Below are 14,921 nucleotides of genomic sequence, written 5' to 3'. Positions count from 1 at the left end.
GTCACTTCGTGAAGTCGGGCGGCGGCGGGCCGGCGTATCCCCAGGTGTCGCCCTTCCATTCCTCGCCCCAGAACCTCGCCTCCAGCGGGCCCTCCATCTCCTCCTCGACCTGCTCCAGCTCGGCGTAGTACTCGATGAACACGCCGGCCGGGTCGGCGTAGTAGGTGAAGATGTTGTGGCCCGGTCCGTGCCGTCCGGGGCCCCAGACGCAGGCCGTTCCCTCGCGGGTGAGCGCGCCCAGGGCGGTCATGACGCTGTCCATCCCGACGACGTCGAACGCGACGTGCTGCACGCCGGTGCGTCCGGAGTCGCAGACGGCGAGACTGTGGTGATCACGGTTGCAGCGCAGGAACGACATGCCGCGCGCGGTCCGGTCGCTCACCTTCAGCCCGAGTGCCGCGTAGAAGTGCTCCAGTGCCGCTCGCCGCGGCGTGTTGAGGACCACGTGGCCGAGCTTGCGGGGTGCGACGATCCGCGCTCGGTGGATGCGTTCGGTGTGCGTCGCCCCGTACAGCATCTGCACCACGTTGCCGTCGGGGTCCCGGACGGCCGCGGCGGCCTCGTGTCCCGGTCCGACCGCCTCCCCGGGCTCCCGCTCCACCCGGCCGCCCGCGGCCAGTGCCGCCTCGAAGGCCGCGTCGAGGTCGGCCCGGGTCGCGACGTCGAAGGAGATGTGGACGAGCTCGCCGCGTTCGGTCCCGGCAGGTGCCTGCTCGAGGGAGAGGCCGTGATGCGCGGACGTCAGTGTGCGGAGGTAACGACGCCGGCTGTCGCCGTCGCCGTTGACGGGGGCCAGACCCCAGCGATCGACGTAGAAGTCCTCCGTCCGGTCAAGGTCGGGCACAGCCAGGGCGATGCTGTTGAGGGTCTGTACTCGGACCATCGGGAACCTCCGGTTTCTGCTCGCAAAAGGGCGTGGGGCCGGGAAGCCCCTCACGTGGCGCCCCCGTGGGGCTTGTCCCGGGGGCGCCAGACCGTTCAGTGGTGGCGGACGAAGTCCGCCACCAGCCGGTTGAACTCGTCGGCGTGCTCGAGCTGGGCCCAGTGGCCGCAGCGGTTGATGATGTGGCACCGCGAGTCGGGAATGTTCGCCGCCAGGAAGAGCGCGGTCTCGAAGGAGACGACCCGGTCGTCGCGTCCGTGGATCAGCAGCGCCGGCGCCGAGATCTCCGCGAGCCGGCCGGGGTCGGCCCAGATCGTGATCGGCGCCCGGGGCGCGTGCCTGGCGACGTTCGCGAGATGCTCCGGGTGCTCGGCCACGGCGGCCGAACGCTGCTCGGCCAGCTCGGGGGTGGCGAACCGCTCCTTGTCGTAGACCATGACCTCGACCAGTCGCATCATCTGCTCGGGACTGTGGTCGGCATAGCTCCTGGCCATGACCTTGAGACCCTCGGTCGGGCCGCCGCCGGCGCCGAAGAGGATGGGCTTCAGCTGGATCGGGGCGCCCATGGTGATCAGGTGGGAGACCCGCTCGGGCTGCTCGATCGCCATGCGCAGTGAGGCGTGGCCGCCCATCGAGTTGCCGACGAAGGCGGCCTTCTCGATGCCGAGCGCGTCGAGGAACTCGCGGATCACCTCGACGTGGTCGTACGTCGCGAAGTCGGCCTCGTCCGACTTGCCCCAGCCCGGCAGGTCGGGGGCGATCACCCGGAAGCCGGCCGCGGCGACGGGCTCGATGTTCGGGTTGTAGTTGCTCCAGCCGGTGGCGCCGGGACCACCCCCGTGGAGCAGGAGGACGGGGTGTCCGTCGGCGGGGCCGGCCTCGTTGTAGTGGATGTTCCAGCTCTTGGTCCGGATGTCCCTGGAGACGTCCGCTTCGGTGAGGGCCATCAGCGGGCACCTTCCGGGGGCATGTTGGTGAAGGGGGCCCGGCCGAGCAGATCGTGGACCATCTCCGGGGGACGGTGGCCCCAGCTGCTGAGCCTGCCGAGGGTCTCGACCTCCCAGGTCTCGTCGTCGATGAGCAGCCCGCCCCAGCCGTACTCGACGGAGAAGCCGGAGGGCGTACGGACGTAGAAGCTGAACATGCGGTCGTTCGGGTGCATCCCCAGCGTCATCTCGAACGGCTGCTTCGCGTCCATGCACCGGTCGTAGGCCAGACCCACGTCCCGGATGTCGCTGACCTCGACCATGAAGTGGTGCATCTTCTTCGGGTGCGGCATGTTGCCGAAGGCCACGGAGTGGTGGCGCGGGTTGCAGTGCAGGAAGACGACGTCGGCGACGACCCCGGGAGCGACTTCCTCGACGATGAAGTCGCTGATCTTGAAGCCGAGGATGTTCAGATAGAAGGCGAGGTACTCCTCGCGGCCGACGCCCTTGGAGACCAGCACCTCGTGGCCCGCGCCGCCGGCGCCGGTGACGAACGTGCCGAGCACGGTGTCCGAGTGGAACGGGGTCTCGGCGTCGGCGAAGCCGGTGACCAGCTCGAGCCGGTTGCCGATGGGGTCGGCGGTGATCACGATCCGGTCGACCTTGCGGGCGGCGGCGAGGGCGGAATCGCCCTCGGTGGCCTCGATCCCCGCGCCGCGGAGCTTCTCCACGATACGGTCGAGTGAGCTGTCGTTCTCCACCGCGTAGCCGGTGGCGGCCAGGTCGTCGGCCGGCCCCTCGGTGCAGAGCCAGCGGTACGCCTTCTCATCGGTTCGGAAGCCGATCGAGGCGGCGTCCTTGTGGCTGACCTGCATTCCCAGCAGACCCGCGGCGAAGTGCTCCCAGCCGGCGAGGTCGCTGACCTCGTACACGACGTACGCGAGTTCCTTGACTCCAGGCATCTGTTTCCTTCTCTCGGGGTGTGGGATCAGAGCGCCGGAACGGCGAGCCCGGCCTTGTCGGACGCCGCGACGAACTTGTCCGGGCGCAGGGCGATCGCCTGGACGCCGTAGCGGGCGAACCAGCCGAGCAGCACCCCTTGGAGGTCGACCAGTTCGTCGGGTCCCCGGGTGTAGGCGGTCTTCGGCCGGACGGTGAGATAGCGGGCGCCCAGCGCGTCCCACTGCGCCGTCTCCTCGGCGCTGAGCAGGGTCCGCGGGTCGGTGTCGGCGCCCAGCAGGACGAAGCCGTTGCCGAGGAGTTCGTCGAGCCGTCTCATCAGACCCACCGTGTCGGCGACGACGGGCTGGGGGATCATCCGTCCGACGACGGAGGCGTCCGCCACCTCGCCGCGCAGCCAGCTCCCGGCATCGAGGACCGGCGGCGCCATCATCGGCTCCTCGTACGGCGTCACGGTGTTCTCCGGCACCGCGTTCATCGCCTCGAGTTCCTCGGGCGCGACCTGCTGTTTGATCACGCGGCCGAACTGGACGGCTATCTGGGTGAGGAACTCGACGTTGGAACGGCGCTCCGCCTCGTAGGTGTCGAGCATCGCCGTGTCCAGCTCCCCGCGCAGGACCCGGGTGAGCTTCCAGGCGAGGTTGTGCACGTCGCGCATGCCGGACTGCATTCCCGCGCCGGCCCACGGCGGCATCAGGTGGGCGGCGTCGCCGGCCAGGAAGACCCGGCCCAGCCGCCAGGTCTCGGCCGCGCGGACGTGGTGGCGGTAGAAGGCGTGCTGCTGGATCTCCACGTCGTCGGGCGTCATGCCCATCGCGTCGAGCAGCGGCCACACCTGCTCCGGGGTCCGGAAGTCGGCCTCGGTCTCGCCCGGCTTCAGCGGGATCTCCCAGCGGTGGTGGCCTGCGGAGAGCGCGATGTCGACGACCGGCCGCACCTTGTCGCTCCAGAACGTGAGGAGGTCGCGGTCCGGCCACCAGCGCTTGACCCGGCAGTCGATGACGATCCACAGCTGGGGGTCGGTGTCGCCCAGCATCGGGATGCCCAGCAGTTTCCGGGTCGGGCTGGAGCCGCCGTCCGCGCCGAGCGCGTAACGGGCCCGGGTGGTGGTCTCCTCACCGGTCACACGGTCACGCGCGGTGACTGTGACGCCGGTGTCGTCCTGCGTGACCCCGATCACCTCGGCGCCGTAGCGGACATCGATGCCGTCGGCCTCCTGCGCGCAGCGGCGCAGCTCGGCCTCCATCGTCGGCTGGTAGATGCTGAAGAAGCGCGGCTTGGTATTGCGTGTTCCGAGCGCCGAGGGCGGTTGCGTGGCGCGGAAGATCTCCTGGCCGTCGTACGTCTTCCAGCGCAGCTGGTCCTGCGGCTCGACGACCTTCTCGATCCGCTCGTCGATACCGAGGCTCTGGAAGACCCGCATCGTCCAGTCGTTGATCGTGACCGCTCGGGCACGGGGGTAGATGTCCTGGTCCCGCTCGAAAGCGATCACGGACGCGCCCCCGGCGGCGAGCGACAGGGCCCCCACCACGCCGGTCGGGCCGTAACCGATGATCGCGATGTCGGTGTCGAAGTGTTCAGGCATGCGACGCTCCTCGAAGAGTTCGACCGAGCGGTCGATTTCTTGGTGAGCAGCGTCACGCTGCCGTGCGGTTACGGTCAATCGCCGGGCTTGAAAATTCTGTGATGCAGAATTCGCTTGCCGGACAGGCGCGGATGCGCTCATACGTTCGAGTGCCGTGTCCCGCCGCCGCCGTATGCTTCGGGGGTGGACAGGCAGCGAGTCAGCAACCGGCGGGGAAAGCGCTCACGCGAGGAGATCCTCGAGGCGGCCTCCCGCATCATGGGGCAGCGGGGTTACGCGGCCACGCCGCTCTCCGTCGTCAGCAACGAGATCGGGCTGGCGAAGAGCGTGATTTTCCATCACTTCCGCACCAAGGGCGGTCTGCTGTCGGCGGTGATGGAACGCGGCATGAACGACTTCTTCAGGGCGATGAGCGCCGTGCACGCCGACCCGCCCGCCGGTGGAACCCCCCAGGAACGACTGAGCTGGTTCCTGCGCCGGGCGGCCGCAGTGCTGACCGAGCGGGAAGAGTTCCTCCGCCTGCACATGTACCTGATCCTCAGCGAGGACAACGACGAGGCCGATCTCGAGGTGAAGGAGGCGATCGACAAGGTGCGCCACGAGGGCAGGCGCCACGTGAATCACATGATCCGGGAGTCCTTCAACGACGAGGACCCCGAGATCGCCCGGGCCGTCGCCGACCGGCTCGAGTACATCGGCATGGCCGGGATCGACGGTACGTTCCTCGCTGATCAGGCCGAGGGCCGTTCGATGGCCGATGACATGGACCTGCTGGCCGAGACCATCGCACTGATGGGAGAGCGGCTCGCAGCGAGGATCAAGCACTCCGGCGACGCCGGGGCGGGGCTGGAGCCATCCATCACGCCGCGCACGTCGCGCCGGCCGTAGACCGCCGGGGCAAAGTCACCGCACACCAGCCGGAACCCGCGCCGAGCAGCGTCGCGGCGGGTATTCCGCCGGGGTGGGACGAATTCATCCTGGCACTGCCGGCGAAGGATCCCGCGAGCCGCCGGCCTCGTGGAGATCACCCGTGGCGTGCGGCTGCGATGGCTGGTCTGTTCCGGTCGACCCACGCCGCCAGGGTGGCGGCGTACTCCACACGCGGTGGTGCGTCGGGGTGCACAGTGCAGGTGATCAGCGCGTTCCGTTCCAGATTACGCAGGCTGAGCGTCAGCATCCGGCGGCCGATGCCCTCGATGGCGCGTTCCAGTTCGGTGAACCGGTGAGGACCGTCGCCGAGCCCGACCAGCACCTGGGCGCTCCACTTGTCGCCGATCAGGCCGAGTACCTCCCGCAGCGGGCAGTCGGGGATCTCCGGAGTTCCTGCCGGGGGTGGCGGTGTGGCCCGGTCTGTTATCGCGGTGCTCCGTTGCGACAAGAAAGTGCCTCCTTCCGCAGGGTCTGAGAGGTCGTTTTCACCCTGGACAGTTGTATTGCCCTGGATCTTTGCGGGGATATCGGCTACGCCCTTGGAGATTGCAGTGTTGGTGAGCTTTGAGGGACGGGTGGGGTGACGCCTGTGGCAGCAGGTGACTCGCCTCTGTCTCATCCCAGGATGCACACGGCGCGGGCGCACGTGCCTCCGTGCCCCTGTCCTGTGCGCCTGGGCGCACTCTCCGGGTGACGATACGTACAGGTCATGGCTGTACGTCGCCCGTATCCCGGCGATCTGTCCGACGCCCGCTGGGCGCTGATCGAGCCGGTGCTCACCGGCTGGCGCGCGAAGCGGCGGAAGAAAGGCGCCGGCCATCGGCCGGCCGCCGGAACATGGCCTGCGCTGGTCAGTGGAGCGTACATACGGCTGGCTGATGTTCCACCGCCGGCTCGCCCGCGACTACGAGACCCTTCCGGCCCGCTCCGAGGCCATGATCCACCTGGCCATGACCGACCTGGTAGCACGCCGCCTCACCGGCGAGCCACCATCTCCTGGCGCACTCCGGCATCCCAGGACCAAACACACATTCCGGGACGAAACACCGGGTGAAAACGACCTCTCGGCGGGTGCAGACGTCTCGCCTCCCGTCACCCGCACGGTGGCCGGCCCGAAACCCTTAATCAACATGAGCGTGACGCCTCGGCGTGGAGCCTTCACAGGCTCCACGCCGAGGCCGTCCTAAAGTCCTGTCGGGCAAGCGAAACTGCTGGTCGGAGGTGCACTCACAAGCGTAGCGCCTCGAGTTCGTCCGCGCGACGGTGGTCCTTGGGGCGGCCGATGGACCGTCGCATCAGGATCAGGTCGTCCAGGTCGGCGTACAGGACGTTGAAGCCCGCCGGATCGCGGGCGCTGACCGCCCGCACGAGACAGGACGCGACGTCCATACCGCCCCACGGCAGGTCGGGCGTGCACAAGTCACCCCCGGCGCCCACCACCTGGTAGGCCGCCTGAGGCCGGTTCAGGTCGGGCAGGTCGGCGCAGCCCGTGGCGGTCAGGGCCGCGCGCAGAGCATCCGCCTGCGCGCGCGTACCGTCCCACAGCAGGTCGAGGTCGCCGGTCAGTTCCGCCGAGCCGTGCATGATTCCGGCCACCTGACCGACGACCACCGCACCCGACCCGGCCTCGTGAAGAGCCCGGAGGAACGGGAACGGATCGAAGCCCAGGGCACCGTCCGTGGCAAACGTACCCACCACGTCATCGGCATCCTCCGGACCACGCCCCGTCACGACGCGATCCCGGGTGGAGGCCTCAATACGCCGGACGGCACGGCGAAGTCGCAAAGCAGGAGTCTCATTCACCCGGCTGATTCAACCGCACGCGCAGCCTGGACCGTTCCGTTCCGTTGCCGGTCACGGGGCTGCTTCGAGGAGGCCCCGAAAGGGGAAGGTTCGCGGGACATCTGGCGGAGACCGGCGGGGGCTGGTGGGGTCGGACTCGCGGAGCCTGTTGATGGCGAGGTCGCATAGGTTGGCCATTTTCTCCGGCCCGTGCCCCGTCCGGATCCGGAAGGCATCCTCGGCGAACGTGGCGTCCCTGACGTAGTGGCGGCTAGATGCCCCGTGCTGCGGTCCAACGATACGGCCGATGAACTGCGGTGATGCTTCACGTACCGTCGTGCTGTTGATCGTGTGGACGGCCTGCCGGGTGATCCCGGCGGTCTTCACGCCCTTGCAGTGCCGCAAGAACCGTCCTTCCACCGCAGGGCCTTGATCGCGGCGCGCCGGTTCGGCTGGTTGCCCTTGGCCATCAGCAGATGGTGCGCCTTGATCACCTCCGCCAACCATGTCGCGTGTTCGCGCCGGGTGTGCGGGCCGCGGTCACACAGTGCCGGACAGGTTGAAGCTGGTCGGCGGTTCGGCTGGCGGGCATCGACGGCGGGCGGTCCCGGTACGCGAGCGGCAGACGCTCTTGTCGTCCACCGCCACCGCCGGTGTCCCGGCTGGGTCCCCGCCCTTCAGATCTACCAGGCCGCCCGGACGGACGGCCTCATGATCTCCTGTTGAGGAAGCTGTCCCGGCCGGTGTACGCACGGAGACGTCCGTCGGTCAGCCCGTGACGGCCTGTCGACGAATCGCGCGGTCCTTGCGTGTGGCCGGGTCAGTCGGATTCGCCTCGCGTTTGCGGCAGCTATCGGACCGGCCCACCGACGGGCTTTCCCGGCCTCCGAACGGTTCGCTCCCGCCGGGCCCGCTGCTCTGCGGGTGGGACTCGCCCGTGTCGGCAACGGCGCGAGGTACGGCACGGCCACCGGGGCCGCATTGCCGTGCGAGGCGGCAGGTACGGACAGTACGGCCGAGGGTCCGGAAGGCGGATCGTGCGGTCGGATTCTTCCTGAGTCTGCCGGTGCGGCCTCCCGCCGCCGCCGGGAATGCGCCTCCGGGGTTTTCGTCTCATCGTGATTGATGTCGTTCCTGCACGACGGGATAAAAACCGACAGGAGCGTCGGGTGTGCCGGGTCGCATCGAACGCAGACGGAGGCGGCGGATGGATGGGACGAGAGGGCCCGTGGAGAAGCCCTTCCTCATGCCGCCCGTGATGTTCCTTCTGGACGCACACGGTACCGTCCGCCAGTGCTCGCCCGGAGTGCATCGCCTGCTTGGCCGGGACCCGGGAGAATTGGCGGGACAGCCGATGGCTGACGTCATCTCCCCCCGCGGCGGACCGCTGCCGGTTACGGGGCAGGATCTGCCGCTGTCCCTGCGCCACCAAGACGGCACCACCGTCGACGTGAAGGCTGAGGTGATGCCGCTGACCGAGGGAAGTCCGGGCTGGAGTGTGGTGGTCACCCGGCTTCCGACCACGGATGGCTGCGACGAATCCTCGGTCGGACAGGAACCGCAGGGCACCGGCCATGACCGGTGCCGGACCGTGGACCACGCCTTGATTCGTTCCCTGTTCAACTGCAGTGAGGTCGGGCTCGTCGTCCGTGAACCGGATACCGCCGCGAGAGACGCGTGGTGCAGCCCCGCATTCTTCGGCGTGGAGGCCGGAACCCGCGATGGCCCGGTCCGCATCGATCTGCACGAGGTCCTGACGGACGAAGACGCCGCGGCGATCGACGGACAGCTGCGACAGACCCTCCGGACCGGCGAACCAGTGACCGGCGCCACCGGCCGCGCCAGGAACCGTGGCGCCGGCGATCCCGACCGCGAGGTCTCACTGTCCGCTTTCCCGCTGACAGACCGCGCCGGGCATCCGCTCGGCGCGGCAGCACTGCTCGCCGACACCACCCGCTACCACACCGCACAGCGCCAGCTCGCCCTGCTGCAGACATCCGCCCGCCAGTTGGGCCGCTCACTCGACGTCGTCCGGACCGCCGAGCACGTGACGCAACTCCTCGTCCCCGAATTCACCGACTGGGCGTGCGTGGACCTGACCGACCCGGTGCGGGAGGGAGGCGAGGCCACCCGGCTCGTGCCCGGCACCCCGCTGCGACGCGTCGCAGCTGCCTCCGCGCACGGCGCCTGGCCCACGGACATCTACCAGCTGGGAGACCGGGTCCGGGCCCGGGACCTGGAGAGTCAGGCACTCGGCGGCGGCGGAACCGTGTTCGTGCCCGACCTTGACGCCCTGCGTACCCGGCTGGAGATCGACCCCGAACGGCTGCGGCTCCTCTTCCCCGCCGTCGCCAGATCAGCGCTGTTCGTTCCGCTCTGGGCCCGGGGCCACGTCCTGGGCGTCCTCGCCGTCTGGCGGGGCAAAGACCGGCCGCCCTTCACCCAGGACGACGTGGGCATCATGGAATCGGTGGCCTCCCGGACAGCCCTGAGCCTGGACAACGCACGCCGCTACACCCGTGAGCGCCGCACCGTCGAACATCTCCAGCGGAGCCTGCTGCCCCCACCCGTCCGACGGACCAGCGCCGCCCAAAGCGCCGGCGTCCACGCCCCGGCCGGCAGCGCCGCTGGCACCGGCGGATCCTGGTACGACGTCATCCGGCTCTCCGGGGCGCGCACCGCGTTCGTCATCGGCAAGGTGGCCGGACACGGCATGCACGCCGTCGGCGCCATGGGCAGACTGCGATCAGCCGTACAGACGCTCGCCGACGTCGACCTGCCGCCCGAGGAACTCCTCAGCCACCTCGACGACCTCGTGACCCGTATCGGAAGGGACGAAGGACGCCCACCGGACCCGGATACCGGCTCCCTGCACGGGGCCACCTGCCTGTACGTCACCTACGACCCCGTCACGGGTCAGTGCCTCATCGCCTCCGCCGGCCATCCCCCGCCGCTCCTTGCCCGCCACCGTACCGGCACGGTAACCGAAGTGCCTGTCCCGACGGGTCCCGCCCTCGGCAGCACGGACCGCGCTCCCTACGAACCGGCCCAGCTCCACCTGGATCCCGGCGACATCCTCACCCTCCACACCGGGCCGCCCTCCCCCGACACCCACGACCTGCACCACCTCCGCGACGGAGCCCGCGCTGCCGCGCACATCGACACCCCCCTGACCGACGTCACCGACCGACTCCTCCACCGCCTCCGGAAAACCTCCCGCACCGAGGACCTCGCAGTCCTCCTGGCCCGCGTCGAGCGCCTGCCGCCCACCCGAACGGCCTACTGGGAACTGACTGCCGACCCCACCCAGGTAGCCCACGCCCGCACCCTCGTCAGATCCCGGCTCGCCGGATGGGGCCTGGAAGACCTGGCCTTCAGCACCGAACTCATCGTCAGCGAGCTCGTCACCAACGCCATCCGCTACGCGTACGGCCCCATCGGCCTGCGCCTCATCCAGGACGAACAACTCATCTGCGAGGTCTCCGACCCCAGCCAGTCCCAACCCCACCTACGCCGGGCACGCCTGTCCGAAGAAGGCGGCCGCGGACTGTTCCTCGTCGCCCAGCTCACCGAACGCTGGGGCAGCCGCTACACCACACGCGGCAAAACCATCTGGACCGAACAAAAATACGAAGCGGGCGGCTGAGCAGTGCCCGAATCAGAACGCTCGAACCCTCCGCGCACCCTCACGGACCATGTCATCGGCCAGGGAGCCGGACTCGGTACTGCCGTCCGCGTTCACTACACTGAGCACAGGGCGCATCTCCCTGCAACGCGGGCATCTACTCGGTGTCTTGTAGGCTGCCCCGAGAAATCCGCCCTGCCATGTGCCCCATGGAACCGATCCACAAGTCCCGAGCATGGCTCAGCCCGAACCGGCATGCAGCATCATGTGGGCGTGATCACCATTCATCTGAAGTACGAGATCGACGCCGACAAGCTCGAGGATTTCGCCGAATACGGCCGCCGCTGGGTCGGGCTCGTCAACCGCTTCGGCGGGACGCATCACGGCTACTTCCTGCCGAGTGAAGGCGACAGCGACATCGCCTACGCCCTCTTCTCCTTTCCCAGTCTCGCCGCGTACGAGCAGTACCGTACGGACAGCATGACCGACCCGGAGTGCCAGGATGCCTTCGAGCTGGCTCGTAGCACCCGCTGCATCAAGCGGTACGAGCGCCGCTTCCTCCGGCCGCTCGACGTCACGTAGGCCAGGCCTGGGCTTGAATAGCACCCCCGAGGTCGTGGCCCCCTGCCCGACGTAAACCTCATGCGTGTCGAGGACGGCCGGATCGTGGAGGCCTCGATTACAGCGAGACCGGCGGCGAAGTGCCGCCCGCCGTTCGAAGAGTACGCGGCCCGGGGCGACGACCTGGACACCGGCCTCCCCCACCCCGAAGGCCGCACGCCGACACCAGCAGCCACCCACCCGCCACCTCACGGAGATCATCAGGTGGCGGGCCTGGGCGGACAAGAACCCGCCACCCGAACTCGCCGCCCTGCTCGACGCCGTCGAATCCGGAAGACCCCTTGATCTCTACTGCCGAGTCCAACGAACTACCGGTATCTCACCCCTGGCCCCTTCCCCGAACTTGCGGGCTGGGGCCACTCGACCGCCCTCAGGACCTCGATAGAGTCGGAGCAATGACTGGGAACCGGGGCCGTTGGCCGAAGATCGACGAGGAGCGCGGCATCGAGGACGTGACTCTCCTCATCCTGGAGTGGCTGGGCGAACAGGGTGTGAACGCCACGATCAGGATGGACGCGGAGCGGCTGGCCGACAACGCGCCGGCGTGGACGTTCGCCGCCAGCGGCGGTCCGTTGGCACTTGGGACGCGAGCTGACGGGAGGACTGTCCGGCAGTGCATGTCCGTCGCTCTGACCCGTCTGCGCGACGCTGGTCTGTCGGTTCCATTTTGATCTCATGCCGCCGGTTGGCCACGGCTGTTCCCATGGGTTGGTTGGCCCCGGCTTCTCAGAGCTGTCGAGGTCGAGACCTGGCAGTCTCGTCATGCCGGTGAATCTCAACCTCTTCAACGATGTACTCGATGGCCTGGCTCAACGAGCTCGATCGTTCGTCCGCGCGCACGACGTCAAGGTCGACGTCCGACCTGTCGAGGCACGCAGAACCGCTCGGGGATCGGTGGATTCCGTCCGCCGGGCCCAGAACGGTCCACAGTGCGTCCAGGGGTCTCCCCGAGTCGATCGGGCGGTCGTCGTTCAGTCACCTGTTCCAATGTAATCCTGGCTCACAACCGCAGCCCCGCAGCTTTCAGGGGAACCAGGGAATCGGCGTATCGTGCCGATTCCTGACTGTAGTTGATAAACCCACGGGCCCATGCGCGGATCCCGTCCACATACCGGTCAACTGCACCTCGTTCCAGCATCGTCAGGTTCATGGCGGAGGCGGTGGTCCGCAGACTCACGATCGCGGCAGGCAATTCGGTGATCCGCAGGGAGAGCCGACGGTGGACCTCGCTGACGGCGTCCCGCAGCGTCAAGTGGTGGTGGTGCTGCAACACCACGACGAGGTTGCTGGTTTCACCCGTGCGTAGTTCTTTGGCGAGGGAATACAGGTCGTTGGTCCAGCAGATGATGTCGGCTGCGGAATCCCGCACCCGTCGGCATGCCGGCGAGGACCACACCAGCTCGGTGAGTTCCGCGTCGTGTGCGTATTCGGTGAGATCGAAGCACCAGCCGACCGCTCCGGAGACCCGGCGCCAGGCGATGTAATTCCGAGGCGTGGGTACGCTGCTTTCCGCCCGGCGCCGGATCATGTCCCGGTTGGTGTATATCCATTCCGCCAGATGTCGGCGGAGGCGGACGCCCCACGCAGGGCTCATTCGATCGGTCAGACGGGGCACGACCTCCGCCAGGACGCGCACGCTCGCCGGCGCCTGTTCGGGCACAGCTTCCTGTGCGCAGGTGACGATGCGCATCATGGCTTGCAGCTCTGTGTCGACCTCTCCGGAATCGTCCCCGCGGGCATCACTGCGGTCATCCACGGCGAACATCCACAGGGCCAAGCGAGACAGTTCGGCCAGCCGCTCCGGGGGTGCCCACGGCCAGACCCGGCCGGCGAAAGCGATATGGCGCTCCCTACGGGCCTGCTCAGCTGCTTCGGCAGAGAGAAGCCCCACCTTCTGGGCCCACGCCGTGACGAGCGGCTCCACGAGGCGAAGGTTGGGGTTGAGCAGTGAGAGGCCCTGGGTTTTGCCCTGCAAGAGTGCAGCCCGTCGCCCGCCGTCCCCTGGATCGGCCCCTGTGATCCCGGTGCCTGCCTCTGCAGGCGCTCGCTTCACGAAAGCTCCCCTCCCCAGCCCTGCACAACATGGGCAAGGACCGCATTCCGTCATCCCTTCCCCGGGGACCGGTTCTTACCCACCACGGGCTCAGGTGCCGGTGGGGATGGTGACGACGACGTAGGGAAGGCCGGACGGAAAGCCTCGGGTGATCAGCCGCCAGGTGATGTTCAGCTTCGGCCCGGGAAAGATCCTTGTGGTCAGCGTGCTCAGGGCGGAGCCCGTCGGCCGGGCGTCGCCGGCGGAGACCGGCCCGGGTGAGAGGAAGGATCTGAGTTCGGGGTGCGTGCTGTCCTGTAGGCAGCCCGGGACGCTCTGGTCGGCAAGGCGTACGGAGACGCTGCCGGTGCCGGGCAGTTCGGCGGCCAGGGCGTGCGGGCCGGGTGAATCCGAGCAGTAGGGGGCGTCCCAGTCCATGCGGAAGCTCGCCTCTTCGACGCCACGTCAGCCATGGCCGCTGCCGCGCAGCAGCCCGAGAACAAAGCCGCCCCGCAGCGGGAGTTACCCCACTCCGTAGGCCGATCCTCAGGCAGTGGCGAACAGACCGTTGATTTCCGGGAAGGCCAAGGCGTCATCGAGCACCTGGTAGCTGCCGGTGCCGTAGAGGTCGCGAGCGGCGCGGCGGGCAGCGGCGTAGGCCGCCTGGGCCACTCCCGATCCGAGGCTGACGCGCGCCGCACCGAGCGCACCCAGCTCGTCCACCGTCGGTGCGCCGGGACCGGCCATGAGGTTCAGCGGTACGGAAATCTCCGCCGCCAGCGCCGTGACGGTGGCCGGGTCCGTGACGCCGGGGACGAAAATGCCGTCGGCGCCGGCCTCCACGTAGGTGCGGGCACGCTCGAACGTGTCCTGCAGCCGGGTCTCGGGGTCGCCCAGGCCGAACAGGAAGGTGTCGACGCGGGCGTTGAGGAACACGTCCGCCCCCGCCTGCTCCCCCGCCCTGCGGGCCGCCACCAGCCGCGCCGCGAGCTCGGCCGGGGGCCGGGTCCCGTCCTCGATGTTGATGCCCACCGCGCCGGCCTCGATCACCGCGGTGACGGTCTCCGCGACGGCGGCCGGGTCCTGCCCGTACCCGCCTTCGATGTCGGCGGTGACCGGCACCGCGACAGCGTCGACGATCCGCGCGATCAGGCCCAGCGCCTCCTCGCGGGACAGCATGTCGCCGTCCGCGGCGCCCACAGACCACGCGACACCGGCGCTGGTGGTGGCGATCGCGGGCGCACCCGCGGCCTCAATGACGCGGGCGCTCGCGACATCCCAGGCGTTGGCGAGAGCCAGGGGACGAGCGGTGCTGTGGAGAGAACGGAAGAGACGGGCCTTGTCGGCCTGCGCAGTGATCATGCGCTCAGCGAACCACTCACCGAACACTGCTGTCCGGCAGGAATCCGACACGAACGTCTGTCCGGACACCGGCCTGTCCCGGCCGTCGTACGGGCGGGTCCGCGCGCTGCTGGACGCACATCGCAGCGCCCGGGACGGGCACCGGGTGAGACCTGCACGACTACCGCCGATCCCGGCCCGCCCCACCTCGGCACAGAGCTCGTCACCGCTGATAC

Annotated in this window: 13 protein-coding genes and 2 pseudogenes; 6 read left to right on the top strand and 9 right to left on the bottom strand. The window is 68.9% G+C overall.

Annotated features, from left to right (window positions below; all coding sequences use genetic code 11):
• Position 1: 1 nt before the first annotated feature.
• The 4 genes from SRB5_RS06010 to SRB5_RS05995 all read right to left on the bottom strand — a co-directional run bounded on the left by SRB5_RS06010 (position 2) and on the right by SRB5_RS05995 (position 4,354).
• Positions 2-883: a VOC family protein gene (locus tag SRB5_RS06010; RefSeq protein ID WP_153450336.1), complete on the bottom strand. Its 882-nt coding sequence runs from the start codon at positions 881-883 to the stop codon at positions 2-4.
• A 95-nt stretch (positions 884-978) separates the two neighbouring features.
• Entirely contained in the window at positions 979-1,830 is an 852-nt protein-coding gene (locus SRB5_RS06005; protein WP_153450335.1) for an alpha/beta fold hydrolase, read from the bottom strand.
• Positions 1,830-2,771 (bottom strand): VOC family protein, encoded by a 942-nt coding sequence (locus tag SRB5_RS06000; RefSeq protein WP_153450334.1) that lies wholly within the window; start codon positions 2,769-2,771, stop codon positions 1,830-1,832. Before SRB5_RS06000 ends, SRB5_RS06005 begins: the two co-directional genes overlap by 1 nt.
• Positions 2,772-2,797: 26 nt before the next feature.
• Positions 2,798-4,354 carry a bifunctional 3-(3-hydroxy-phenyl)propionate/3-hydroxycinnamic acid hydroxylase gene (locus SRB5_RS05995; protein WP_153450333.1) on the bottom strand — a complete coding sequence of 519 codons (1,557 nt, stop codon included), beginning with the start codon at positions 4,352-4,354 and terminating at the stop codon, positions 2,798-2,800.
• A gap of 183 nt (positions 4,355-4,537) precedes the next feature.
• On the opposite strand from SRB5_RS05995, the gene SRB5_RS05990 reads away from it, so the two are divergent.
• On the top strand, positions 4,538-5,242 hold the full coding sequence (locus tag SRB5_RS05990; RefSeq protein WP_323377141.1) for a TetR/AcrR family transcriptional regulator: 705 nt from the start codon (positions 4,538-4,540) through the stop codon (positions 5,240-5,242).
• Between the two features lie 136 nt (positions 5,243-5,378).
• Here the strand turns inward: SRB5_RS05990 and SRB5_RS36300 are convergent, their stop codons facing one another.
• The gene (locus tag SRB5_RS36300; RefSeq protein WP_407703880.1) at positions 5,379-5,732 is read right to left on the bottom strand and encodes a winged helix-turn-helix transcriptional regulator; all 354 of its coding nucleotides are present in this window, start codon (positions 5,730-5,732) and stop codon (positions 5,379-5,381) included.
• 261 nt (positions 5,733-5,993) lie between these two features.
• Between SRB5_RS36300 and SRB5_RS37710 the strand changes: the two are divergent.
• Positions 5,994-6,113, top strand: a pseudogene (locus SRB5_RS37710) (IS5/IS1182 family transposase); the annotation flags it as partial.
• A 16-nt stretch (positions 6,114-6,129) separates the two neighbouring features.
• Positions 6,130-6,338: pseudogene (locus SRB5_RS05980) on the top strand (transposase); the annotation flags it as partial.
• Positions 6,339-6,511: 173 nt separating this feature from the next.
• On the opposite strand, the gene SRB5_RS05975 reads toward SRB5_RS05980, so the two are convergent.
• Positions 6,512-7,087: a hypothetical protein gene (locus SRB5_RS05975; protein WP_323377140.1), complete on the bottom strand. Its 576-nt coding sequence runs from the start codon at positions 7,085-7,087 to the stop codon at positions 6,512-6,514.
• Between the two features lie 1,333 nt (positions 7,088-8,420).
• Here SRB5_RS05975 and SRB5_RS05970 point away from each other — a divergent pair.
• The 3 genes from SRB5_RS05970 to SRB5_RS05960 all read left to right on the top strand — a co-directional run bounded on the left by SRB5_RS05970 (position 8,421) and on the right by SRB5_RS05960 (position 11,983).
• Positions 8,421-10,712 (top strand): SpoIIE family protein phosphatase, encoded by a 2,292-nt coding sequence (locus tag SRB5_RS05970; protein ID WP_194292847.1) that lies wholly within the window; start codon positions 8,421-8,423, stop codon positions 10,710-10,712.
• A 252-nt stretch (positions 10,713-10,964) separates the two neighbouring features.
• On the top strand, positions 10,965-11,273 hold the full coding sequence (locus tag SRB5_RS05965; RefSeq protein ID WP_323377139.1) for an NIPSNAP family protein: 309 nt from the start codon (positions 10,965-10,967) through the stop codon (positions 11,271-11,273).
• A 434-nt stretch (positions 11,274-11,707) separates the two neighbouring features.
• Positions 11,708-11,983, top strand: a complete 276-nt coding sequence (locus SRB5_RS05960; RefSeq protein ID WP_153450329.1) for a hypothetical protein — start codon at positions 11,708-11,710, stop codon at positions 11,981-11,983.
• A 329-nt stretch (positions 11,984-12,312) separates the two neighbouring features.
• Here the strand turns inward: SRB5_RS05960 and SRB5_RS05955 are convergent, their stop codons facing one another.
• The 3 genes from SRB5_RS05955 to SRB5_RS05945 form a co-directional block, all read right to left on the bottom strand.
• Positions 12,313-13,236, bottom strand: coding sequence for a terpene synthase family protein (locus SRB5_RS05955; protein WP_153450328.1), 924 nt, complete (start codon positions 13,234-13,236; stop codon positions 12,313-12,315).
• Between the two features lie 219 nt (positions 13,237-13,455).
• Positions 13,456-13,782, bottom strand: coding sequence for a hypothetical protein (locus tag SRB5_RS05950; protein ID WP_153450327.1), 327 nt, complete (start codon positions 13,780-13,782; stop codon positions 13,456-13,458).
• 108 nt (positions 13,783-13,890) lie between these two features.
• Positions 13,891-14,706: an isocitrate lyase/PEP mutase family protein gene (locus SRB5_RS05945; RefSeq protein ID WP_153450326.1), complete on the bottom strand. Its 816-nt coding sequence runs from the start codon at positions 14,704-14,706 to the stop codon at positions 13,891-13,893.
• Positions 14,707-14,921: the final 215 nt, after the last annotated feature.

It is taken from the genome of Streptomyces smaragdinus (assembly GCF_009604385.1).
Lineage (GTDB): Bacteria > Actinomycetota > Actinomycetes > Streptomycetales > Streptomycetaceae > Streptomyces > Streptomyces smaragdinus.
This window is presented reverse-complemented; position numbering and strand designations above follow the sequence as displayed.

Excerpts from the sequence above, each read along its gene's own strand:
- SRB5_RS06010 (WP_153450336.1), bottom strand. The coding sequence starts at position 883 with ATGGTCCGAGTACAGACCCTCAACAGCATCGCCCTGGCTGTGCCCGAC.
- SRB5_RS06005 (WP_153450335.1), bottom strand. The coding sequence starts at position 1,830 with ATGGCCCTCACCGAAGCGGACGTCTCCAGGGACATCCGGACCAAGAGC.
- SRB5_RS06000 (WP_153450334.1), bottom strand. The coding sequence starts at position 2,771 with ATGCCTGGAGTCAAGGAACTCGCGTACGTCGTGTACGAGGTCAGCGAC.
- SRB5_RS05995 (WP_153450333.1), bottom strand. The coding sequence starts at position 4,354 with ATGCCTGAACACTTCGACACCGACATCGCGATCATCGGTTACGGCCCG.
- SRB5_RS05970 (WP_194292847.1), top strand. The coding sequence starts at position 8,421 with ATGGCTGACGTCATCTCCCCCCGCGGCGGACCGCTGCCGGTTACGGGG.
- SRB5_RS05960 (WP_153450329.1), top strand. The coding sequence starts at position 11,708 with ATGACTGGGAACCGGGGCCGTTGGCCGAAGATCGACGAGGAGCGCGGC.
- SRB5_RS05950 (WP_153450327.1), bottom strand. The coding sequence starts at position 13,782 with ATGGACTGGGACGCCCCCTACTGCTCGGATTCACCCGGCCCGCACGCC.
- SRB5_RS05945 (WP_153450326.1), bottom strand. The coding sequence starts at position 14,706 with ATGATCACTGCGCAGGCCGACAAGGCCCGTCTCTTCCGTTCTCTCCAC.